Origin of the sequence: Anabaenopsis elenkinii CCIBt3563 (genome assembly GCF_015245355.1) — a bacterium.
GTDB classification, from domain to species: domain Bacteria; phylum Cyanobacteriota; class Cyanobacteriia; order Cyanobacteriales; family Nostocaceae; genus Anabaenopsis; species Anabaenopsis elenkinii.
Genome location: NZ_CP063311.1, coordinates 902,995 through 926,906, shown reverse-complemented (window position 1 = coordinate 926,906; position 23,912 = coordinate 902,995). Strand labels below are relative to the sequence as shown.

Below are 23,912 nucleotides of genomic sequence, written 5' to 3'. Positions count from 1 at the left end.
AGGATAGGCGCTGACCGTCAGTTGGCTGTTAAAATGAAAGAGGTTTGAGCATAAAGCTATGACTATTACAGCACAACCCACAACTATAGAAGAATTTTTAAAATTGTCAGAAACAGAACCAGCTTCTGAATTGATTCATGGACACATTATACAGAAACCAATGCCTCAAGGGGAACATAGCCAACTGCAGATTGAGCTATGCGAAACTATTAATCAAATTACTAAACCTCAGAAAATCGCTAAAGCTTTTCCAGAACTACGCTGTATTTTTGGTGGATTAGCAATTGTCCCAGATATAGCGGTATTTCGCTGGGAGCGCATCCCTAGGTTACCATCAGGACGCATCGCCAATCGGTTTGAAATCCATCCAGATTGGGTAATTGAAATTCTCTCTCCTGAACAGAAATATAAACAAGTTCTCAGTAAATTACTACATTGTGCTGAATATGGAACTGAGTTAGGTTGGTTAGTTGATAGTGAGGATGAAAGTATTTTAGTAGTAGATGGCGATCGCCGAGTTCAAGAACTTAAAAATAGCGATCGCTTACCAGTGATCACAGGGGTTGATTTAAAGATCACTGTTCAAGAAGTCTTTAGCTGGTTAAGTTTTTGACAGTCTCCGGGGTCAAGTCCAATTACACCCCTGACGGTATCTAACCCACAAATCAATCATTAACTATGCTAGATAACTTTATCCCAGAACTAATTCGCAAACAACGCCCCTACTACCTACCCCAAGGGAATCTGATTAAAGGAATTAATGATCAATATTGGTTGGTTTTCCAGCATCGGGATGCTGATAACCCATTACATAACGTGATTAAGTTCCTAGGTATGGGTAATCAAAACGCCACCCATAAACTTTTGCGCATAGACCCTAAAAAAGCTAAAGTATTTGAATATATCCCCATCAAAGAGGGAGATTTACCCAGTGTCACCCTGTTGCGAACCTGTGAACTATCTATTCTGGAAAAGTTTCTACATCAAGAAAGGGTGACCACAGAACCAGCTTTATTAGCAGGGAGCTTTTTAGAAATTCCCGGTCGTCAACGTCGCTTTAATCTCCCCCCTGACTTAGATAAATATCGGCAATTTTTCACTGATATTTTACAACGAACTAAAATTTACCGCCGTTCCACAGCTTACTTTGACAGCGGTGTTTTAAAACTATATCAAGAACCATTGGCCGCGATTGTGGAAACTGAGGGACAAATCCGGTTATTAATGGATTGGCAAGGTTTTACTAAACTAACAGATATTGCAGAATTAGACAAACTCTACAACCCGAGCGATCGCGACCAATTTATCCAACGTACCCTAGAAGAATTTCTCCAAGGTTTAGCAGAAGGCGATTTTACAGAAACAGAAATATTAGCAGAACTAGTCAGACTAGGATTTTTACACATCAGACTAATTAAAATGGATTCAGGAAAAGGCCTCTACCATAAAAAAACGGGGATTTTCACTGACAAATTAGATCACCACATTCAACATGAGGGTTCAAATAATTTTACCCGTGCTGCACATTCCAGAAATGCAGAAAGTATGACCTTTCTCTACTCCTGGGATGAATTAGACGCAAAAGACATATTAGATAGTATTCAGCAATTTGATAGAGAATGGCAAGATCAGGAGTTAAGTTTCGACCTCAGTCAAGAATTTTTACAACAAGTATTAAGGGAACGACAACGCCGCCAAGAACAACAAAAACCAGTCATTGAGTCTATCACACCGGATAAATTCCCCTGCGGTGAAACGACAACTGTTGAAATTATAGGTAAAAATCTAGACCAAGTTACCCAGATAGGAGTGACTGAGAATGAGTTGGTGAAGGTGAACATTCACAACCAGTCACCACAACAGATTATTGGTGAAGTTGAGGTAAACTCCGATCATCCCCCCGTACCCTTAACTCAGTTTCAGGTCAAAACCCCCAGGGGAGTTTATCGCACTACACCTAAAAAACCCCCTGTAGTCAGCCAGTCTTTAGTAATTCCTGATTTTGAGGAAATACCAGGATTTAAATCAGCCATAGAAATGATTTTAGCTGGTAATCATGGGACACCGGATGATTTTCTTTACTGGTTAGCAAAAAAACGCCCCCAACAGTTCCGGGTACAAGGTAGTGACTTACTGGATGAGTTATTAAATCAGGGTATATTATTTGAACACCAAAAAACAGGAGCGCAGCACTGTCTTAGGGTAATGCAAGATTTTGGTGTTGCTGTGTGTGCGGATGCTGTGGGTTTGGGAAAAACTCGGTTAGCTGCTGCGGTGGGGAGATTGTATCGACAACACCACCCCGATGCTAAAATCGCGATTATTGCAGCTAAAAAACTTTTATCCAACTGGGAACGGGAGTTAAGGGAGTTGGGTTTTGAGTCTCATGATTACGAACTCTACAATAAAAACTTGATGAGTCGTAAGGATAGTAACTTTCTAGAAAACTTGAATCGTTACGGTGGTCCTGATTTAATTATCATTGACGAAGCCCATGAGGGTATCCGCAATTATAATAACCGCATTCACAAAACCTGCTTGCAAATTCAGGAGAACGACCGCAAGTTAGGTAAACAGCGTCATTTTCTGCTGTTAACTGCTACCCCCTGGAATAACCGCCGCGAAGACATTTATAATATTCTCTCACCTTTTATTAGTCGTCCTCAAGCTTTCCAAGATTTAAACTTACCCGCTGAGGTCACGGACTGGTTTACCAGAAGGGACACAGGGGTGAGGAACTTCACAGATAATACAGAGATATTTCGCCAAATTTATAAGGAACTGTTTCTGCAACGGACTAGAAAGATGTTGCGAGAGTCCAGCAGCAATTTAAATGTATATGCTCAACGTATAGCGGAATGGTTGCCGGTACAGTTTGAAAATACCACGGAAGAAGCACTAGACCAAATTTTTGGCCATTTTGAAACAAGTCTTTACATTCCCTTTGCTGACCCGATTCGTTATTTAACTAGTAATGTGGAGCAGCGCAGCTTGCTAGGTAACCAGCGCCGGTTTTTTCTCCAACGGGCTGAATCTAGTATGTATGCTTTGAGCCAAACCATCAATAATTTTAGCAGACGGATTACACAAATGCAATCCCGGTTACAGTCTATTTCCCCAGACGCTGCGGGATTAAAGGAATTTTTATTAACTCACTACAAATTTAATTTAAACCCAACAGGTCAAACTGACTGGTTAAATTTAGATGATGATGAACGGGAAACCTGGGATGAGGAGTATGAGGAAGAGGAGGAAACACAGGAGGAACAACCACAAAAGCGCCAACAGTTAAGACGTTCTATTGATATTAACACGGCAGCTTTAGAGAATCAGCCTGATAGAGCTAGGCAAATCTATCACAAAATGTTAGCAGATTGTGAGAATGATTTGCAACTACTCCAAGAAATTCAAACTCTGCTCCAAGATGAATTTGTTATTGACCATAAAAAGGAGCAGGTCAGACAAAAAGTTAGGGAGTTGGTCAAGCTGGGTCAGAAAGTATTGCTGATTTCTACTTTTAGTGACACGGTGATCGATTATTATCTTTATATGGCGCAAGATCAGGCGATCGCCTCTCAAGGTATAGGAATGCTGACTGGCTCTCCTAAAATATATTACCCCAACAGTGCAGACAAACCCCAAAAAATTAGCCCTGGTCAAGCCAAACTACCCCAAGGACGAGAGGTAACTTTAACTCGTCAAGAAATATTTAAACGATTTGCTCCTGTTGCTAGTTGTAAACATCCCACAGAATACCCCCAAGCAGAAGCACTTACAGTATTAATTGGTTCGGAAACCCTATCTGTTGGTCAAAATCTCCAAGATGCTGATTATTTAATTAATATTGATTTACCTTGGAACCCGATGATTTTAGAACAGAGAATCGGTAGGATTGACAGACCGAAAAAACACCAAGCTGCACATATTTATATTTACTATGCTAACAGCGAAAGTCAATTACTCAGACAAGCATCACGCCTGGCAAATCTCCATAAAAAACTAGTAGGAGAGTTAGCAGACCAGGATACTCAGTTTATTGATGTAGAAACTAAACGCCATATCCCTACTATCTCCCATGTTAACAGTTTACGAGATTCAATTTATGGAGATACTTTATTTGATGATGAAATTTTACCAGGATATGTAGACTTTCTCCAGAGTTTAGTTAAAGCCAGAAAATTACAGCAGAACCATTTCCAAGAACAAGTTTATCAAAAACAAGCCACTCATCTGAGTTTTTACACAGAAAATGAGATTTTACACAGTGAGGAAATTAGTAAGCTATTAAAAAGATTAGGTGAAGACTACCAACCCAACCCCATAGTTATAGGTCGTCGTACTGGGGAGGCGAATGAACCCACAGGTTTATCTGCTTTAACTTTAGCATATTTCGGACCCAATGGTGAACCTATTGCCGAAAAACAGCAAACCCTATTTTGGAACGACCAGACGGGAGAAAAAGACGGTTATGGTATGGCGATCGCCTCGGCGATGAAAACCCCAGTCATTAGTAATACTTTTTCCGTCCACAGTGTACTATCATCTGCCCAGTCAATATACCAAGAGCTAGTAAAATTAAAACATCAATACATTGCCGAACTACAACAGCCAGAAAATCTAACCACCTTAAATAGTAGCTCGGAACGTATTAATAAAATCCAGCGCCGTTTGAGAAATATTCCACCCAGGGAAAATTTAACCCCGACCTTAATTAAGAATACCCTGAGAAAACTCAGTTATTACAAATATATGGGTGATGTACAAAAACTGCTGATAAATTATACAGAGGGTAGTAAAGCCCGTTTAGATGATGATCAATTTGTCACCCAATTAGTGGAAGACACTGACAACCTAAGTTTACTGCTTCTGGAAGGAATTAAACCCACTAGTCTCAGTCTTGATTTGTCAGCGTTTTTACTGAGAGCATAAGCTCTAATTACTACTATCTCTTCAAAAATCGTTGACGCATCCCCACCGCAAAACTATTCACCTCTGGTATTTTCAAGGATGAGGCAATGATAGCAAATACCAAGATACCCACTAAACCTGATACACATAACTGTAACAATTGAATGATTAACCCCTGTGTACCCAACAACTGCTGTAAACTAACTAAAGTACCAAAACTAGCAAAACCAGCCGCAACACTACCTGCAGTTAAACCTAAAATTGGTATACTCCACTCACGCCAAGGTAAACCATTGAGTTTACGGTCAAGGAACCATAATAGCATTAATATAGAACTAAAGTTGACGCCTACTGTTGCTAAAACAATCCCAGTAGATCCAAAAGGTCTAACCAAAATCCCATCAAGTAGAGCGTTAAGGAAGATGTTAAAAGCACTGATCCTAAAAGGTGTCTGTCCATCTCCGAGAGCATAAAATACCCGTACCAACACATCCCGCCCTAAATATACAAACATCCCCACACCGTAGGCAATCAGCAGGGATGAAACCAGCTGTGTGGCTTGTTGTTGGAAAGCACCCCGTTGATATATGATCTCTACGATGGGGACAGATAACACCACCATTAACGCCCCCAATGGTAGCATGGTGACCGCGGTGAGTAAAATTCCTTGGCGAATGCGTAACTTTAGGTCTGGCCAATGTTCGGGAGCCGCTAACTTAGCAAATATTGGTAATAAAGGTAACAAAATAATATTAGAGATAATACCTAGGGGAGTTTGTACTAGGAGATTGGCATAGTTAAACCCAGCCGCTGCACCGGGGATAGGACTGGCAAAGTAAAGGTCTGTGGCGACATTAATCGGCATCATCCCGGAGGAAATAGTAGCCGGTGTCATAATTTTGATCACCTCTTGCACTCCGGGGGATTTAAAATCAAACCGCAGGCGCAATGTACCTAGTCCTAAGCGCCACTGGACGATTAACTGGGCTAACCATTGAAGAATTGCGCCGCCTAAGGTTCCCCAAGCTAAGATCATACCACCGATGAAGGCGTATTCTGGTTTAATAATATCTTTACCTAGTTGCCCGGTTAAGATGGCAATGCCAGCAATGACAGTTACACTTGATAATAGGGGACTGATGGAAAGTAACCAATATTGATTAGCGGCGTTGAGGGTACCAAAACCAATACCTATTAAACCCGCAAATAAGGCCATGGGTGCCATAATGCGGATCTGTTGAATGGCGATCGCCCTGGTAGTCGATTCTAGACCATAACCAACAATATCAATGATGATATCAGCAAAGAAAATCTGAGCCAAGGTCACCAGTAGGAGTAATCCACCTACCAGAGTTGTTACCGTTTCTACCAGGGGGGCGCTTTCTGAGCGTGGGCGCTTGGCTAAGACACTGACGACCGCACTGTGTAATGGTCCATTGACGCCACCCAGTAAGATTAAGAGAAAACCCGGAATAATATAAGCGTAACTGTAAGCAGTAGCCGCAGCCCCAACACCAAAAGCCGCGGCGATCGCTTGCTGTCGCACTAAACCAAAGACTTTACTAATTAATGTAGCGGCGGCTACTATGCCGGCAATTCCCGCCAAGGAGCGACGGGGTTTCTGGTCTTCTTGAGTCACTTACTATACCTGACAACTATTACCGACATCCTAAACTATCTCGTGTCGCCACCCCTGTAACGGGATTGATACCCTCAGCGCGATCGCACATTAAAGAAACTTGATAGCGGTCTATCAAAGCATCTGTAAAATCAGCACCAGTGATGTCCGCATCAAAAAACCGACTCCGGGTCATAGTTGCTTCTGTAAAAATAGCATTCCTTAAATTTGCCCCATCCATAGTCACTCGGTCAACTAAAGCCCCTGTGAGATTTGCACCTTCCAAATTAGCATTTAATAACACCCCCTTAGTCAGAATGGCATTAGTTAAATTTGCCCCTTGAAAATTGGTATCCCGCATTTCCGCCGCCACAAAAGTCACCCCAGACAAATCAGCGTTAGAAAAATCACGATTTTCGAGACTAGCATTACTATAGTTGATGGTGTTGATTTGAGCAAAGGCGGTTTGAGGATTAATTAGCACCCATAACCAAGTAAAAACCACAATTACCAGCAAACTAACTAATTTCAGTAAAAACTGTTGCATAACCCTAAAAACTTTGTTGTTCATCATTAGCCAATAGTCTAGTAAACTATGACCCCGGGGGGAAACAAAAGTCAAATCATGACTAATGACTAATGACCGATGACTATTTCCAATCTTGACCAATACGAATGGTGATATCCGATTCTAAATCCCCAGTTGCTGAGACATTAATTCTACCCAAGCCGATCACCTCATGAAGCTTAATCCCCGTGCTTCGGGTTCCTCTGTGAACAATAATCTGAGTTTGTCTGTGGTGATCAGGCCAATCGGACACCGCATAAACATTTGTAAAACCTTTTTGTTTGAGATACTCAATAACTTTTTCAGTGACCTGGGGTTGATTGGAAGCATTTTGAATAGCAATTCTCAGGTTCTCAACTGGACGTACATCGGCCTCAACACCAGGTACATTTACCCCCACATAATTATTCAATAGAGCCTGCTGTTTATTGAGATTTAGCCAATAACTATTGGGGTCTTGACTAAAGCGGCTGAAATTACCTGGTAGAATAGTCATCTGCAAATTATCCTCTTCCAGGTTCACCGAATAATTTACTAAGGCCATAATTTCTTCTATTTTGAGATTGGTGTCAAAATATTTGCGCATCAGACGGGTTAAATGAGGTAATCTCGGTAACACAGTCGGACTATTGACCTGTTGCAGTAAGGCCTTAATTAGCACTTGCTGTCGTTGTACTCGTGGTAAATCCCCTAATCCTGGTTCGCGATACCGAGCAAATTGTTCTGCTTGTTCACCGTTGAGGGTTTGCCAACCACTAGGTAAATTAACGGGCATCTGACTGCTAGAATCTTGATATTGCATACCTTGGGGTACAAAAACATCAACCCCACCCAATTGATCAACTAACTGCTTAAGTCCACTAGTGGAAATACGCAGGTATCGATGTATGGGAGCATTATTTAAAGTCCTGCTAACTACCCGTGCTGCTAAAACCGGACCGCCTTGAGCATTGGCTTCAGACACCTTAGTTAAACCTCGTTCTGGGATAGCAATCATAGTATCCCTTGGAATTGACAGCACCCGCATAGTTTTATCCCTAGGGTTGAGTCTCACCAACAACATGGTATCACTGGTTCCTGTAAAACTTTCCGGAGACCCATCAATACTACCTGGCACCGGATCAACTCCCATAATCAAAATATTCATTGGCCGTGACAGCTTATACTGGGAAATTTTCGACCATAATTCCCCAGGTAAAGGCATTTTCTGATCATCTTGACCGGAAAATTGCAATTCTTCATCGGTTCGATCAAGACTACTCCATAGTGGAGTCCACAGTGCCAAAGCAGATACCAACAGACTGGAAAAAATGATCCCCAAGACTGTGGTCAATGTCCACAGTACCCATCGAGGTAGTGTCAAGCCTAACCTCTGGTAAATATCCCGGGGAATTACACTCACAGATTCAACAACACTCGGGGAAATAGTTCCTGGCTCCTGGGGGACTATTTCCAGTTCAGATGGTGATGGCTGTTGAATTAAGAGACTATTTTCTGGCCATGCTACCTGTTGAGTTCTTTGCTCGACTTCAAACTCGGGTACGTCTTGAAAGGTCACCTGATTTTCTAACCATTGAAATTGCTTAATCACAAATTATCTCCCCAATCAACCACTACCTACTTTAATATCTGTTAATTGCAGCCACAAATCCTACCAAGCCAAAAGCTCACTGTACACTGATAATGATCTGACCTAAGTCTGTAGATAACATGAGTAATTTACTGTTCCCTGTAATTTTAGCTGGAGGCAAAGGTGAGCGTTTTTGGCCTCTCAGTCGCCAAGATAGACCTAAGCAATTTTTAAGCCTTAATGGTAGCTCTAGAAGTTTATTACAAGCAACTGCCGATAGGTTATTAGCCGTTACCAGCGGTTGGAATGACCTCTGGGTCATTACTTCGAGTCAGATAGCCCCTGGTATCCAAGAACAACTCCCACAGCTACCATCTGAAAATTTATTAATTGAACCCCAGGGACGGGATACTGCCGCGGCTGTTGCTTGGGCAAGTTTGGAAATTAAACGGCGTTATGGAGAAAACGCCATTGTCGGCTTTTTTCCCTCTGACCACTGGATAGCTGACCAAGAAGCATTTATACGCACCTTAGATGCTGCTACCCAGCTAGCGGCAAGCACAGAGGCGATTGTCACTCTGGGGATCAAGCCTACTTTCCCATCCACCGGTTACGGCTATATTGAACAAGGCGAAAATATTGGTAGATTTAATGATTTGCCAGCCTATCACGTCAACCGCTTTACTGAAAAGCCTAACCGTGAAACAGCACAGACTTTTCTATCTACGGGGCGTTTTAGCTGGAATAGCGGAATGTTCGTGTTTCGGGCTGGGGTAGTTCTCAAGGAACTTTATACCCATGTGCCAGAAATTATTGAACCATTAGAACAACTAGGCCCTGATATATATCCCCAGTTGCTCAAACAGAGTATAGACTATGCACTCATGGAAAAGACAAATTTAGCATACGTCTTGCCAGTTGAATTTGGTTGGGATGACTTGGGAGATTGGAATGCACTGGAGCGCTTACTGAAAAAACCTGAAAATCCAAATGTAGAAGTTGCTACACACGTGGGATTGGATACCCAGGGTACTATTGTTTATGCTACCAATCCAGAAGATGTCATTGTTACTATTGGTTTAGAGGATGTTGTAATTGTGCGCGATCGCAATGTGACTCTTGTAGTCAATAAAAATCGCACTCAAGAAATTAAACACATTCTCAAAACCCTCGCAGATGATCCCCGATTTACTGAACTGCTATAAATCCTAGGCTCTGAGAGTTAAAACCCCGAGCAGAGGCTAAGGATTGGTTGCATTCATTATAACTGATATGTGTGTTGGCAAGACTTAGGGAGCAGGGAATAGTAGCGCCCCGGTCATGAGACTTTGATTTTAGACCCGTGCTGTACTATCTCGATTCCCTACTTCCCCTCTTCCCCCTCTCCCCCTATTTCCCCAGAATGTTCCTTACCCAAACTGTTCCCCGTCAAAGAGAAATTATCGAAGTAGTCCTCCGCAATGGCTGGGACTATATGCGCAGACTACTCACCGGTGGTCAAGCTGATGAACCTCAACTACCCACACCTGCGGTTTTAAAGAATATCCTGGTGGATTTGGGCCCAGTTTATGTCAAACTCGGTCAGCTACTTTCCACCCGGCCAGACCTACTCAGCGCAGCCTACATTGAGGAGTTATCCAGTCTCCAGGACGAGGTACCCCCAGTTCCCTGGTCAGAAATAGAAGTATTAATTCGTCAGCAACTCAAACGCCCACTCGCAGAAATATTTAGCACAGTTAATCATGTCCCTGTGGCAGCAGGATCAATCGCTCAGACTCATCGAGCTACATTAGTAGATGGTCGAGAAGTTGCTCTCAAGGTACAACGTCCGGGAATTGATGTCACAGTTACTCAAGATATCGCTTTAATTCAAGGTATTGCCGATTTAGTAGCGCGGACAGAGTTTGGGCAAACTTACGAAATCAAAGCGATCGCCGCTGAATTTACCAAAGCTTTAGAAGACGAGTTAGATTTTACACGGGAAGCAGGTTTTACAGAGGAGCTGCGGGGTAATTTATCCCGTAGTCGCTGGTTTGACCCCACCCAACTGGTTGTTGCACAAATCTTCTGGGAATTGACCACCCAGAAATTATTAGTCATGGAATGGCTAGATGGAGTACCTTTACTGGACGCGAACTTAATCCCCAAGGAAAAAGGTAACGATGCTCACACCCAACGCCGAGAAATCACTACTTTGCTATTTCGGGCTTTTTTCCAGCAACTATATATTGATGGCTTCTTTCATGCTGATCCCCATCCTGGGAATTTATTTTATCTCGCAGATGGTCGCATTGCCCTTTTAGACTGTGGAATGGTGGGCAGAATTGATCCGCGTACCCAGCAGGTTTTAACAGAAATGCTTTTAGCCATCATTGATTTAGATGCGGGTCGATGCGCTCAACTAACTTTACAGTTAGCAGATTCTTCTGGTCCGGTGATTTTGTCCCGCTTACAAAATGATTATGATCGCATGTTGCGGAAGTATCATCATGTCAGCTTGAGTGATATGAATTTCAGTCACATAATCTATGAAATTCTCCAACTGGCCCGCCAAAATAAAATTCGCTTACCCAGCAATATGGGCTTATATGCCAAAACCCTAGCTAACTTAGAAGGGGTAGCTCGTGTATTCAACCCACAAGTGAATTTATTTGACGAAATCCAGCCATTAATTACAGACCTGTTTCGACGTCAAATACTAGGGAGTAATCCACTACCATCCCTATTGAGAACTGCCCTAGACATTAAGAGTTTATCATTACAATCTCCCCGGCAAATTGAACTCTTATTAGAGCGAGTTACCTCGGAAACCTTACAGTGGAATCTGTCCCTGGGTGGTTTAGATGGTATGCGGCGCACTCTGGATGACGCGGCTAACAGATTATCTTTTAGTATTCTAGTAGGTTCTCTGATTATGGGAGCGGCTATTATTTCTACCAAAGCCCAAACTACTCAACTCTCATTTTTAAGCAGTGTCCTCTTTGCTGCTGCTAGTTTATTAGGTCTGTGGCTAGTTATTAGTATTTTACGCTCTGGGCGTTTAAAGTAACTGGTCATAGTTCTTGTTGATCAGGGATAATTTTCCATCTCACCGCTACAGGAAAATGCTATATGTCAGTTATTACTGTTAAAAATCTCTGTAAATTTTACCCAGTGGCGGTTAAGGAGCCGGGTATAAAAGGCACGCTAACCCACTTTTTCCGGCGCACTTACCGCTCTATTAAAGCAGTAGAGGATGTTTCCTTTGAAATTGCACCCGGTGAAGTGGTGGGTTTTTTGGGACCTAATGGTGCTGGTAAAACTACCACTCTGAAAATGCTCACAGGGCTGATTCAACCTTCTGGCGGTACTGTGAGAGTGGCGGGATACGTGCCATTTGTGCGCCAAGAAAGATTTCTGCAAAAAATTACCTTGGTCATGGGTCAAAAACAGCAGTTACTTTGGGACTTACCAGCCCTAGATTCTTTGAAAATCAACGCTGCTGTTTACAACATCTCCAATCAAGAATTTCACAGCCGAGTCGGAGAATTCACACAGATGTTGAATCTCGAAGGAAAGCTGACCCAACCAGTGCGGAAATTATCTTTAGGTGAACGGATGAAAGCTGAACTGTTAGCAGCACTGTTGCATCATCCTCATGTATTGTTTCTGGATGAACCGACACTAGGACTAGATGTCAATGCTCAGGTGGCGGTACGGGATTTTTTACGGGAGTATAATCGCCGTTATCAAGCTACAGTATTATTAACTAGTCATTATATGGCTGATATTACTGCTTTATGTCAGCGGGTACTATTGATTCACCAAGGAAAGCTGATGTACGACGGTAGTTTAGATGGACTGGTGGCAAATTTCGCACCTTACCGCGAAATCCATATTGAGTTAACCGAGCCGCTACCTAAAGAAAAACTCATGTTTTACGGTGATATTCAGTTCTTAGAGGGGCGTGCAGTGAGTTTTATTGTACCACGAGAAACCCTGACTAGTACAGTATCTCAGATTTTGGCAGATTTAGAGGTCATCGATTTAACAGTGACTGAGCCACCAATAGAAGAAGTGATTGGCAGAGTGTTTCAGGCCGGAGTAGTGTAGTTTCAGTGAAAAAAATTATTAGAAAAATTTTGACTTTGCTGTCTGTTTACTACGCCTATATGGTTGAGTATCGGGCGGAATTGATTTTATGGGTTTTGTCTGGGGCTTTACCCATTATTTTGATGGGTGTCTGGATACAAGCAGCCCAAAGTGGGGAGTTTGGTCTGACACCAGGAGATTTTGCCCGCTATTTCATCACAGTTTTCTTTGTGCGACAAGTTACTGTTGTCTGGGTAATTTGGGAGTTTGAAAAGGAGATAGTTGAGGGTAAGCTATCATCACGGTTATTGCAACCCCTAGATCCAGTCTGGCGCCATGTCGCTGCTCATCTCTCCGAAAGGGTGGCGCGTCTACCCTTTGCAGTGCTACTAGTTTTCTTGTTTTTTACCCTCTATCCTCAAGCTGTTTGGTTACCTAGTTGGTGGCAATTATTACTCTTTTGTCTGGCGTGTATACTAGCTTTTATCTTACGTTTTGTGATTCAGTATACTTTTGCTATGTTCGCTTTTTGGACGGAACGAGCTAGTGCTTTAGAAAACTTCTGGTTTCTATTTTATTTATTTTTGTCTGGGTTAATTGCACCTTTGGATGTTTTTCCGGAAACTGTGCGCACATTAGTGATGTTTACGCCTTTCCCTTATTTGATTCATTTTCCAGTCAGTCTTTTGGTAGGGTTACCTGTTGATGTTGCAGGGGGATTCTTAGCGATTTTAGCCTGGATACTCATATTTTTCGCTCTGAATCGTCTGCTGTGGCGTGGGGGACTGAAACGTTATTCTGGTATGGGTGCGTAAAATTACCTCAAACTTTAGTCAGTAGAGGGGTGGTTGTTGGTAAATGTCAAAGGTGAGTGGTGTCAAAACACACATTTGTATGTTATTTAATTTATATTAACTAGGTGTGTTTTTATGTCCATAAACATTCTCATTGGCATTTTTATACTGTTGGCGATCGCATTTTTGATTCTGCTCATTCTCAAAATCAGAACTAATCACCAGGTCAACCAAATGTGGCGACTGTGTTCCCTGTGTTCTTCACAGGCCACCCCGACACAGGAATACTTTAGTGAAGAAATGATCGCCGGATTACCTACCCCTGTACAGCGTTACTTCTTACACGCCATTGCTCTGGGTACACCCTTGGCTCATGCTAATCAATTAAAGATGCAGGGGCGGTTCAGATTGGGACCGGATAAATCTTGGCTTTCTATGCGCTGTCAAGAACTCATCACATCACAAGGATTTGTGTGGAAAGCTATCATCGGTAGTAGACTATTACAGCTTGATGGTGCTGATTATTACATGATTAATGGTTTAGGGAGAGTACAATTTGGACTCTGGGGATTAATCCCGATTATCAACGTACATGATCGCAATACTCTTCGTTCTAGCATTGGGCGGCTAGTACAAGAATTTGTCTGGTTACCATCTGCCTTGTTACCCCAGCAGGGGGTAAAGTGGCAAGCACTTTCTGACAACATCATCCAAGCCAGCCTGAAGATCAATGATGAACCCGTTACCCTGACCCTAGTTATTGATACTGATGGCAAAGTTTTACAAATTTCCTCTCCCCGTTGGGGAAATCAGACCAAGAATGGCAAATGGCGGTATATTCCCTTTGGAGGCAAATGTCACGCAGATCAAACTTTTGGTGGTTTTACCATTCCTTCTCAGGTCAATGTCGGTTGGTGGTTTGGTACAGATAGTTACTTTGATTTCTTTAAATGCACAATTAAACAGGCTAAATTTCAATCATAGCCTATGGGATTCTCCTGACGGGAATTGCTGCGTAAAATTGAAACCACTGGACACAGTACCTATCGGTTGCCATCTGTGTCCATATGTGGTTGACATTAACCGGAAATCATTCCCATTCTATAGTTCCAGGGGGCTTAGAAGTAATATCATAAACTACACGGTTAACCCCCTTCACCTCATTAACAATGCGATTAGAAATTTCTTCCAAGACATCGTAAGGTACGCGCGCCCAGTCAGCAGTCATACCATCTTCACTGGTGACAATACGCAGAACAATAGGATAAGCATAGGTGCGTTTATCCCCCATCACGCCTACACTGCGAATTGGGAGTAACACAGCGAATGCTTGCCAAACATCGTGATATAAACCACGCTTGTTAATTTCTTGGCGCACAATCAAATCAGCATCACGGAGAATATTCAACCGTTCCGCCGTGACTTCCCCTAAAATGCGAATTGCTAAACCAGGGCCGGGGAAAGGTTGGCGTTGTACAATTTCTTCTGGTAAACCAATGGAACGCCCGACTTTACGGACTTCATCTTTAAAGAGTTTCCGCAATGGTTCCACTAGTTTAAACCGCAGGTCTTTGGGTAAGCCACCAACATTATGATGACTTTTAATTTTGACTGCTACCCGTTCCCCGGTTTGCGGGTCTACGTTAGTATCAGCGGACTCGATGACATCTGGATACAGAGTACCCTGGGCTAAATAGTCAAAATGTCCCAGGCGTTTGGATGTTTCTTCAAATACCCGGATAAATTCATGTCCGATCCGCCGGCGCTTTTCTTCGGGGTCTGTCACCCCAGTAATCATGGATAAAAAGCGATCGCGAGCATTAACATATTCTACAGGAATATGAAACTGTTCTTTAAAGACTTTCAGCAACCTTTCTGGCTCCAACTTCCGCATAAAGCCTTGGTCAATAAACACACAGGTCAATTGTTCCCCAATGGCTTTATACAGCAAAAACGCCAGGGTTGAAGAATCCACACCCCCAGACAAGGCTAATAGTACCCGCTTGTCACCAACTTTGGCGCGGATTTCCCGAATGGATTCTTCCACAAAAGCCTCTGTTGTCCAGGTGGGTTGACAATCGCAGATATGATAGACAAAGTTACGAATTAATGCTAGTCCGCCTAGAGAATGTACTACTTCCGGATGGAACTGGACACCATAAAGTTTTCTTTGGTGGTCAGCAATGGCAGCACAGGGTGTATTATCTGTGTGTGCCAACACTTCAAACCCGGGTGGCATTTTGGTAACTGAATCACCGTGACTCATCCACATGGTGGTACCATCTTCCACATTAGTCAGCAAGTCCGTGGGGTCATCTATATATAATGATGCTTTACCATACTCTCCCCGCTCGGCTTTGGCGACTTCCCCATGGAGTTGGTTAACCATTAACTGCATACCATAGCACACACCCAGGACGGGAATACCTAAATTCCAGATTTCTGGGTCACAATGGGGGGCGTGTTCCACATAAACTGAGCTAGGTCCACCAGAAAGAATGATACCGTTAGGATTTAATTTACGTAATTGTTCGGATGTTGTGCGATAAGAGAGAACTTCAGAGTATACTTGAGTCTCGCGGATTCTCCGGGCTATGAGTTCAGAATATTGTGAGCCGAAGTCGAGAATTACAATCATTTGACGATCTAGCAGCCCCAAATTTTCTATTTGAGATGCTGGTTCGGTTGGTAGGGTCACCGATGTATTCATGGGGAGTTGTAAATGTAAGGTAGACAGTTGCGCTACGGTGCAAGTAGAAACCATTTATTCCCTGCTAAGGCTGGTAAATGGTTGAGTTAATCCCCAACAAACGCGAGGTTAACCGCCCTTGCTAGACAGTGTTGATGGTCTAGTTTTGAAAGGATAACTGATCTGAGGATGGATACTAAAAAAATATTTATGGAGATTATTTACGATTATTCATATTAAACTAGCACAATTTTTCCATTAATATGCAACCAATTTTGCTCTTGATGAGAATTTGTCGATCGCGATCAAAGAGAACGGAGCCGCACAGTGTTGCTGCTGCGCCTCTGGTACTATGACTTTGAATGTATGCTTGGGAACGAGTATCAATAGCTTGGGCGATCGCAGTATAAACTTGATTAACCCAATCACTACCTGTCACAGTATCCAAGGCTTTTAAGTATTTTAATGCAGCTTCAGCCGTAGGACTTTCAAAAACAGACTGTATATCCTGGGAATTTAAACCCACCAAGGCACAATGGGCGGCTAAAATCTCCCTTCGTCCATCAGCCAAGTGGTGATGAGTATGAAAAATCCCCCCCGCCAACTTCATCAGCTTTCCATGATAGCCAAATAACAGAATTTCTTTCACACCCAACACATCCGCTGCTACTAACATCGGACCCAACCAGTTAGCAGTTTTTACCATTTGTTCAGGATTAATCCCGAGTTGACGCGCCAAATCTAGACCATTTTCGCCGATGCAAAATACCAAAGTTTCAAACTGACTGGCTTTATGTTCTAACTCAATGCGAAAAGCTGTTAATTGCTCTGGTGTACTCAAAGGTTGAGAAATACCACTTGTCCCCAACAGAGACAGACCTTCTACCACCCCAAAAGCAGGATTAGAAGTGCGCACAGCCAGCGATCGCCCGAATGGTAGAATAATATTGACAGTGATTTTCTCATCAGCTGCTAGCATTCGCTGTAGATTCTCTTGTAGCAACCTGTGAGCATAAGCATAAATCGCCGGCTGATAGTCAGCATTGAGCTGTTTACCAACTCCTTCCCCACCTTGAATAATTACAGGTTCCCCATCTCCCCTGCGCCATTGTACCACAGCCCAAATTGGTGTATTTTTAGTCAAATCGAGATTATCACCTGGTTGACTGCGGGTAATTGCCAAAGCCATATTGTCAGATAGACCTGCTACCTGTTCAATGGATATTTCTGCCATTTCTGCTGGTGAAATCAAGTTCACCGACACAGATGTTACAGCTTGGCCATGGCGTAACCAGTGTAACGCCGCTATAGCCGCAGCACAGGCAAAAACCGGGAGAGTGTATCCAGAAACAGACATGATGATCAAATAACTATTACAAACCAACTGCTGAGAGTAAATTCTCCATAGCTTCCGCAGAAAGTCCTTTTTGGATATAATTGGGAGCTTCAGGATTATAAGGGCTGTGGATGCGATCAATACTCAAAATTATTGATTCATCCGGGATAACTGGTACATCCGGGTCAAATGCAGTTGGGCCCATCAAGGAACTAGAGAAACCTTTAAAAATAGCAACTTGATCTTGCAGATCGGCGATTTCCAATGTTACCAGTAAAACTTCTTGGGGGCGTTTGGTGGTGTATTGTTCCAAGCGTTTAGCAAAAGAATTATTCATCTCAACTAGTGTTGTGTAGCTGAACGCCCTTGTTTTCCTAGCTTAACAAGCACAAAGTAGATCAAGTACGCCACATAAACTACTAAACTCAGGATACCCAGAAAGCCCAGAAAAGCCGGTGTGCTATTCCCATGGAAATATTGTTTAAACAGTAAGGGCGCTTCAAACCAAACTTGACAATAGGGAGTTTTGATAGTGGTTTCCGAGACAGCACACCCTAAAAAAGGCACAAGAGAAATTGCACCCAAAATAGAATAAATAGTCACACCCCAGCGCCAAGAGGTAAAAATCAGTTTTAAAGGTCTACCTTGCAGGTAGTCAATTTCATCATTGAGGTCCACCCAAAACCAGAGAGAAATAGGAATGAGAATTCGCCCGATAAAGCCAGAGATAAAGCTGACTGGGTAGTGAGCAATCATTAAATAGACCGTGATGGCTAATATACTGGATACTCGCCAGTAAATGGTTAACAGGTGTTGTATTCCTTCAGATTTTTGTACAAATGCCCAAATTAGTAGTATTAGCGGCATAAATACTAAAAATAATAATGCCAGTCGGTAGTCCATCCAGACAAACTGGCGAAACCAAACTTCACTCATAATTTTTTCTGAGGTTAGCAATAATAAATTTAAATCAATTATGCAGCGCATCCCTGCAATTTCAAGTAAAAAAAAACAAGCAACTGGCAGAAGTTAAATTTGAGTATCTTGCATCAGCCCAAGGGATTATGGGCACAGTTAACAAACTGACAACCAATTCATGAACTAGCAACCCCAGAAAACCCAGTTTTAAACTTTGGTATTATATGAATCTAGTATAGATAACATACTGACCCCAACCTCAGATTATTACAAGAGATGGATTTCCATTTGATCTGGGGTTAGCCTCCAGGTGCAAGATAACAGTAAGTAGATATAGTTGCTTGCTTATTCAATGAAAATTTTACTTTTTAGTCGTCGTAAACCCGGCACTCAAGAGCGTCTGGGTTATCATCACAGTACTGTTCGAGTGAATTTTTTGGCTTCTTGTTCCGCTGGTGGGAGGCTTCAGCTTGCAGTTCTTCCACTGCATCCCAAGCCGCAGCGCACTCAGCAGAGTTACCACCGGAAATATCACAGACAGCACGGGCGTGTTCTATTTCTTCTTGGATTTGATCTTGGATTTTTTCTTGGGTGTCGCTCATAGTTAAATCTCTTTGTGTGGTTTTTGTCCTAGTATATAAAAACTTGCAGAATGGAGTCTTGTGGTTAGCTCGTCTACCATTCTAACTACTGAAGCTGTTACGTTAAGTATTTTAGCTTAATCGTCCTTGATCAATACAAAAGTTAGCTTATCCACACAAAATTATTTAAAGCAACAATAAGAAGGTAAACTAAAGACAGGAATTTTTACGAGCCGTGATGGTAGTGGGGAAATATCAGCCAGGGGTCGAATTAATTCCGCTGTTATATTGTATAATAAGTTTCTTAAGTACCAGTCTCTGATCATCCAGGTTCAATATATGGTACTTCAATATACTATTATGTAGTACGGGAAAATCAGATACTACTGACTAGAATAACAAAAAAAACAGCCTAAAATTCATGGCAGAGCAAATGCAGTGGGCAAATGCCCTATCAACCCGTCCTTCTTTAGAAGCAGCGATTACAGATGTAGTAGAACAGGCTGTATCGTCATTAACAGAACCTGCTGATTTAGGGGTGGTATTCATTTCGTCTGCTTTTGCGAGTGAGTATTCCCGAGTTTTACCGCTGTTGTCCGAAAAACTTTCAGTACCTGTCATGATTGGCTGTAGTGGTCTGGGGGTAATTGGGACTACAGCCACAGGTAAACCCCAAGAGTTAGAGGGAGAAGCTGCTATTAGTCTTACCTTGGGGTATCTACCAGGGGTGAATGTGGAAGTTTTTCATGTGCGGGGAGAAGAATTACCTGACTTGGATAGTTCACCAGATGCTTGGATAGATTTAATTGGTGTGCAACCATCTCCTAGCCCCCAATTTATTTTACTGTCTAGTGCCTTTTCTTCAAGAATTAATGATTTATTGCAGGGGTTAGATTTTGCCTACCCGGGTTCGGTAATAGTAGGGGGACAGGCTAGCTCTGGGGGTGGTAGTAGTCAGATATCTCTGTTTTGTAGTCATGATGGCCAGGGGATACATCAACGTCTGTACCGTGAGGGAACGGTAGGCTTGGCTTTGAGTGGTAATGTGGTGTTAGATACTATTGTAGCTCAAGGATGCCGACCTATCGGCCAACCGATGCAAGTCACAAAGGCTGAACGTAATATCATTTTGGAACTAGATGACAAAGTGCCGCTGATGGTTTTACGAGATTTGATTGCTAGCCTGAGTGAAGAAGAGCGGATACTGGCACAGCGTTCTCTGTTTGTGGGTCTAGTGATGGATCAGTTTAAGCTGTCTTTACAACAGGGAGATTTTTTAATTCGCAGCATCTTGGGGGTAGATCCATCTGCCGGGGCGATCGCCATTGGCGATGTCATCCGCCCTGGTCAACGCCTACAATTCCAACTGCGTGATGCCCAAGCCTCCGCTCAAGACTTAGAACTACTCCTACAGGGGTATCAAAAGCAACAATTTTCCCCACCGGCAGCAGCTTTTATATTTTCCTGTCTGGGTCGTGGTCAAGGTCTTTACGGCCAGTCCAATTTTGATTCGGAGTTATTTAACCGCTACATTCATGATGTACCTATAGGTGGCTTTTTCTGCAATGGGGAAATAGGGCCTGTTGGTGGGAATACATTTGTACATGGGTATACCTCAGTTTTTGCAATTTGTCGCCCGATGATTAGTTAACCTACCCTAATAGGAGTGTGCTGTGGTTATCAATTAGGGTAGGAATACCACTGGCCATCGCACCATAACTCTGAAGATGGCGACGCACTTCTAAGGGAAATTGCGGATAGTCTAATAAAGCGTCTCCATCGGCAACATTAGCCCAAAACTCCCGCAGATCAGGGGCTATTTTCTCTGCTACTGTCAATGGTAGGTTCAATGGGTGCTGAGTTAATAACTTGAGCAAGAATGGGAAAGAGCGATCGCCCATCCACTGACGTGATAAATGTTGCAGATGGGGGAACTCAGGTACTGTTTCTATTCGGTATGATTGTACTTGCAACCACTCTCTACCGTAGTTATCCTGTTGAAACTGGAAAACCCGATACGGGTGAGGATAACTCACTAGGGAACCAGTGGTAATATCATAAACGCCTTGGGAATAAGCAACATCCTGAATATGTAAATGTCCTGTAAATACTAACTTAACGCCATAATTACGCAGAATATTTAATAATTCCTCAGAATTTTGTAAAATATACCGCTTACCTATGGGATGGCGCGATTGTTCCGGTAGATGCTCAATCACATTATGATGTACCATCACCAAGACTAATTCATTACCTGCGGCTGTGAGTACCTCTTCTAACCATATCAGTTGTTGGGTATCTAAACGCCCTACTTGCTCACCCTGTTCATTAAAAAAGTTAGAATTGAGTCCAATCAGTCGCACTCCTGGTAAGAGTTGCTGTGTATAGTAAAGTTGCTGAGAATTTTCGTAGCCAAACTTGCGGTAATATTGGGGAAAATCAGCAAACCCAATTGATTGCCCATTGGCCATAACCACAGGAACATCATGATTACCAGGAACAACATAGCTGGGAAAAGGTAGCTTCCCTAATCGCTCTTGCAACCAGATATGATTTTCCGGTTCACTGTGCTGAGTTAAATCTCCTGGTAGCAAGAGAAAATCTAAATTAAGTTGCGTTAAGTGTTCTATTGCGCTTTCAAAAGCAGGGATACTCACCTCCACCAGATGAAATCGGCCGGGATGATCCCAGATAGTATGAGGAAGAGTAATATGCAGGTCGCTAACTACCGCAAAGCGAAAATTTAAAGCCATTGATTTGGAGGATAATCTTAAAAACTAGCTACAAAAAGTCTTTTATAAAAAGTATAACCATTGCTGGTAGAACCTATTATAAGTGATAATTTGTAACGTTTTCCTATCTCTTGACAATCATATCTATGCTTAATTCAGTATTTCCTATAGCTGACTAAGACAATCATAAGTACAGATATTTTCTAATTTGTGAAACCAGTTAAGATAGATAAATTTACTGAAATATAAATTGATGATTATCGAGTTATCTAATAGTTGAAAAGACCGGGATGTCAAAATTGTGGGGAATAGAAGATTGATTATATTAAAATAAAGTTGGTAAGTAATAAAAGGAGTATTAATTTTGGCAGTAGTCAGAGTCCGACAACACGTGAACCCACTGGCGAGAAAGTATCAAAGTCCAGCGAATCCGATAGAATGGGAAAAGGTTTATACACAGCAAAACCAAAGATTACATTTAGATATTGGCTGCGCCAGGGGGAGATTTTTGTTGCAAATGGCACAGATAGAAACCAACTGGAATTTTCTAGGTTTGGAAATTCGAGAACCTTTGGTAGTGGAAGCCAACCGACTAGTATGTGAGTTGGGTTTAACTAATCTCCATTATTTATTTTGCAATGTCAATAACTCATTGCGATCGCTGTTATCCTCCCTGACTCCGGGAACTTTACAGCGTGTAACGATTCAATTTCCCGACCCTTGGTTTAAAAGCCGCCATGCTAAACGCCGGGTAGTACAACCGGAATTAGTGGCTGAATTAGCTGATTATCTGACCGTTGGGGGGGTTGTGTTTTTGCAGTCAGATGTTGAGTTTGTCGCCAGTCAAATGCGCGATCTGTTTGCTGAAAATCCCGCCTTTGAGAGACTTGGTACAGAAGAATGGTTAACACAAAACCCTTTACCAGTACCCACAGAAAGGGAAATAGCGACTCAAAACAAAGGTGAATCCGTATATAGAGCTGCATTTGTGAGAAAAATTGTAGTAACCTAATTCAATGTAAGCCTAATAACTGTAAAACAGGGCAACTCTTCATCACCATGTCAACATCTGCAACTGACGCTCAAGACACAGCAGCCATTCAAGCCGCAACAGAAGGGGTTGCTGTATGCGATCGCTCCCACTGGGGACGTATACGTGTTTCTGATGATGACCGAATCCGGTTTTTACATAATCAAAGCACTAACGACTTTCAAAGCCTCAAGCCAGGACAGGGCTGTGATACTGTGATGGTATCTTCCACAGCTCGCACCATTGACCTGGTAAGTGCATACATTTTAGAGGATGCAGTGCTGTTACTGACCTCCCCTAGCCGTCGGGAGTTACTGATGCAATGGCTAGACCGGTATATCTTTTTTGCTGATCAAGTGCAATTGACAGATGTCACAGATGAAACATCAACCTTGAGCCTCATGGGTGCCCAGAGTCATACCATTGTAGAACAGCTGGGTGCTGGTGCAATTATTGGTCAAGCCTATGGTAATCATCAACTGGTTAACGGTGTGATGATTGCCGTGGGTAGTGGCTTGGCTACACCGGGATATACAATTATCATACCAGCAGCACAGAAAGAAAAAATATGGCAGCAGATTTTAGCACTAGGGGCGGTAGAATTGAGCGATCGCCACTGGGAGACCTTACGTATTTTACAGGGTAGACCAGCCCCAGACGCAGAACTAACAGATGATTATAACCCCCTAGAAGTTGGCTTATGGCAGACAATTTCCTTTAACAAGGGTTGCTACATCGGTCAAGAAACCATCGCTAGGCTCAACACATATAAAGGTGTAAAACAGCACCTCTGGGGCATACGTCTAAATGCACCTGCATCAGTGGGGAGTGCGATCACCATTGGCGATGAAAAAGTTGGTAAACTTACCAGTTATACTGAAACAGTCAATGGTTACTTTGGACTAGGTTATATTCGCAGTAAAGCTGGTGGAATTGGCTTAAAAGTCCAGATAGGAGAAACGCAAGGTGAAGTAGTCAAAATACCCTTTGTTTCTCACCAATATCCTCACTAAACCAGAAGGCTTATCTACAAAATCTGTCAATCATGACATACCCATCTGTGTTCGTCTGTTTCCATCTGTGGTTAATTGCTCTCC

Annotated in this window: 19 protein-coding genes; 10 read left to right on the top strand and 9 right to left on the bottom strand. The window is 42.6% G+C overall.

Going from position 1 to position 23,912, the window contains the following annotated elements; genetic code table 11:
• Nucleotides 1-58 precede the first annotated feature (58 nt).
• Together IM676_RS04185 and IM676_RS04180 are read left to right on the top strand one after the other, a co-directional pair.
• Nucleotides 59-613, top strand: a complete 555-nt coding sequence (locus IM676_RS04185; RefSeq protein WP_200989053.1) for a Uma2 family endonuclease — start codon at nt 59-61, stop codon at nt 611-613.
• A 65-nt stretch (nt 614-678) separates the two neighbouring features.
• Entirely contained in the window at nt 679-4,929 is a 4,251-nt protein-coding gene (locus IM676_RS04180; RefSeq protein ID WP_200989052.1) for a helicase-related protein, read from the top strand.
• A 13-nt stretch (nt 4,930-4,942) separates the two neighbouring features.
• Here IM676_RS04180 and murJ read toward each other — a convergent pair whose 3' ends face one another.
• The 3 genes from murJ to IM676_RS04165 all read right to left on the bottom strand — a co-directional run bounded on the left by murJ (nt 4,943) and on the right by IM676_RS04165 (nt 8,685).
• Nucleotides 4,943-6,547, bottom strand: a complete 1,605-nt coding sequence (murJ, locus tag IM676_RS04175) for a murein biosynthesis integral membrane protein MurJ (RefSeq protein ID WP_200989051.1) — start codon at nt 6,545-6,547, stop codon at nt 4,943-4,945.
• Nucleotides 6,548-6,566: 19 nt separating this feature from the next.
• Entirely contained in the window at nt 6,567-7,073 is a 507-nt protein-coding gene (locus IM676_RS04170; RefSeq protein WP_200989050.1) for a pentapeptide repeat-containing protein, read from the bottom strand.
• Nucleotides 7,074-7,176: 103 nt separating this feature from the next.
• Nucleotides 7,177-8,685 carry an LCP family protein gene (locus IM676_RS04165; protein ID WP_200989049.1) on the bottom strand — a complete coding sequence of 503 codons (1,509 nt, stop codon included), beginning with the start codon at nt 8,683-8,685 and terminating at the stop codon, nt 7,177-7,179.
• Nucleotides 8,686-8,804: 119 nt separating this feature from the next.
• Between IM676_RS04165 and IM676_RS04160 the strand changes: the two genes are divergently transcribed.
• The 5 genes from IM676_RS04160 (at nt 8,805) to IM676_RS04140 (ending at nt 14,513) form a co-directional block, all read left to right on the top strand.
• Nucleotides 8,805-9,869: a mannose-1-phosphate guanylyltransferase gene (locus IM676_RS04160; protein ID WP_200989048.1), complete on the top strand. Its 1,065-nt coding sequence runs from the start codon at nt 8,805-8,807 to the stop codon at nt 9,867-9,869.
• A gap of 197 nt (nt 9,870-10,066) precedes the next feature.
• Nucleotides 10,067-11,713: an ABC1 kinase family protein gene (locus IM676_RS04155; protein WP_200990077.1), complete on the top strand. Its 1,647-nt coding sequence runs from the start codon at nt 10,067-10,069 to the stop codon at nt 11,711-11,713.
• A gap of 62 nt (nt 11,714-11,775) precedes the next feature.
• On the top strand, nt 11,776-12,756 hold the full coding sequence (locus IM676_RS04150; RefSeq protein WP_200989047.1) for an ABC transporter ATP-binding protein: 981 nt from the start codon (nt 11,776-11,778) through the stop codon (nt 12,754-12,756).
• Between the two features lie 5 nt (nt 12,757-12,761).
• On the top strand, nt 12,762-13,550 hold the full coding sequence (locus IM676_RS04145) for an ABC transporter permease (RefSeq protein WP_200989046.1): 789 nt from the start codon (nt 12,762-12,764) through the stop codon (nt 13,548-13,550).
• A gap of 114 nt (nt 13,551-13,664) precedes the next feature.
• A complete protein-coding gene (locus tag IM676_RS04140; RefSeq protein WP_200989045.1) occupies nt 13,665-14,513 on the top strand; it encodes a DUF6920 family protein in 849 nt (282 codons plus the stop codon).
• Nucleotides 14,514-14,619: 106 nt separating this feature from the next.
• Here the strand turns inward: IM676_RS04140 and guaA are convergent, their stop codons facing one another.
• From guaA to IM676_RS04115, 5 genes are all read right to left on the bottom strand, one after another.
• Nucleotides 14,620-16,239, bottom strand: a complete 1,620-nt coding sequence (guaA, locus tag IM676_RS04135) for a glutamine-hydrolyzing GMP synthase (RefSeq protein ID WP_225880501.1) — start codon at nt 16,237-16,239, stop codon at nt 14,620-14,622.
• A gap of 220 nt (nt 16,240-16,459) precedes the next feature.
• Nucleotides 16,460-17,575, bottom strand: coding sequence for a cobalt-precorrin-5B (C(1))-methyltransferase CbiD (gene cbiD / locus IM676_RS04130; RefSeq protein WP_200989044.1), 1,116 nt, complete (start codon nt 17,573-17,575; stop codon nt 16,460-16,462).
• 16 nt (nt 17,576-17,591) lie between these two features.
• Nucleotides 17,592-17,891: a DUF7734 family protein gene (locus IM676_RS04125; RefSeq protein ID WP_200989043.1), complete on the bottom strand. Its 300-nt coding sequence runs from the start codon at nt 17,889-17,891 to the stop codon at nt 17,592-17,594.
• A 5-nt stretch (nt 17,892-17,896) separates the two neighbouring features.
• Nucleotides 17,897-18,490, bottom strand: a complete 594-nt coding sequence (locus tag IM676_RS04120) for a DUF3177 family protein (protein WP_404799820.1) — start codon at nt 18,488-18,490, stop codon at nt 17,897-17,899.
• A gap of 350 nt (nt 18,491-18,840) precedes the next feature.
• On the bottom strand, nt 18,841-19,074 hold the full coding sequence (locus IM676_RS04115) for a Calvin cycle protein CP12 (protein WP_200989042.1): 234 nt from the start codon (nt 19,072-19,074) through the stop codon (nt 18,841-18,843).
• Between the two features lie 400 nt (nt 19,075-19,474).
• Between IM676_RS04115 and IM676_RS04110 the strand changes: the two genes are divergently transcribed.
• Nucleotides 19,475-20,704 (top strand): FIST signal transduction protein, encoded by a 1,230-nt coding sequence (locus tag IM676_RS04110; protein WP_200989041.1) that lies wholly within the window; start codon nt 19,475-19,477, stop codon nt 20,702-20,704.
• A 1-nt stretch (nt 20,705) separates the two neighbouring features.
• Here the strand turns inward: IM676_RS04110 and IM676_RS04105 are convergent, their stop codons facing one another.
• The gene (locus IM676_RS04105; protein ID WP_200989040.1) at nt 20,706-21,806 is read right to left on the bottom strand and encodes a metallophosphoesterase family protein; all 1,101 of its coding nucleotides are present in this window, start codon (nt 21,804-21,806) and stop codon (nt 20,706-20,708) included.
• A gap of 343 nt (nt 21,807-22,149) precedes the next feature.
• Between IM676_RS04105 and trmB the strand changes: the two genes are divergently transcribed.
• Nucleotides 22,150-22,797 carry a tRNA (guanosine(46)-N7)-methyltransferase TrmB gene (trmB, locus tag IM676_RS04100; protein ID WP_200989039.1) on the top strand — a complete coding sequence of 216 codons (648 nt, stop codon included), beginning with the start codon at nt 22,150-22,152 and terminating at the stop codon, nt 22,795-22,797.
• 47 nt (nt 22,798-22,844) lie between these two features.
• Entirely contained in the window at nt 22,845-23,828 is a 984-nt protein-coding gene (ygfZ, locus tag IM676_RS04095; RefSeq protein WP_200989038.1) for a CAF17-like 4Fe-4S cluster assembly/insertion protein YgfZ, read from the top strand.
• Nucleotides 23,829-23,912: the final 84 nt, after the last annotated feature.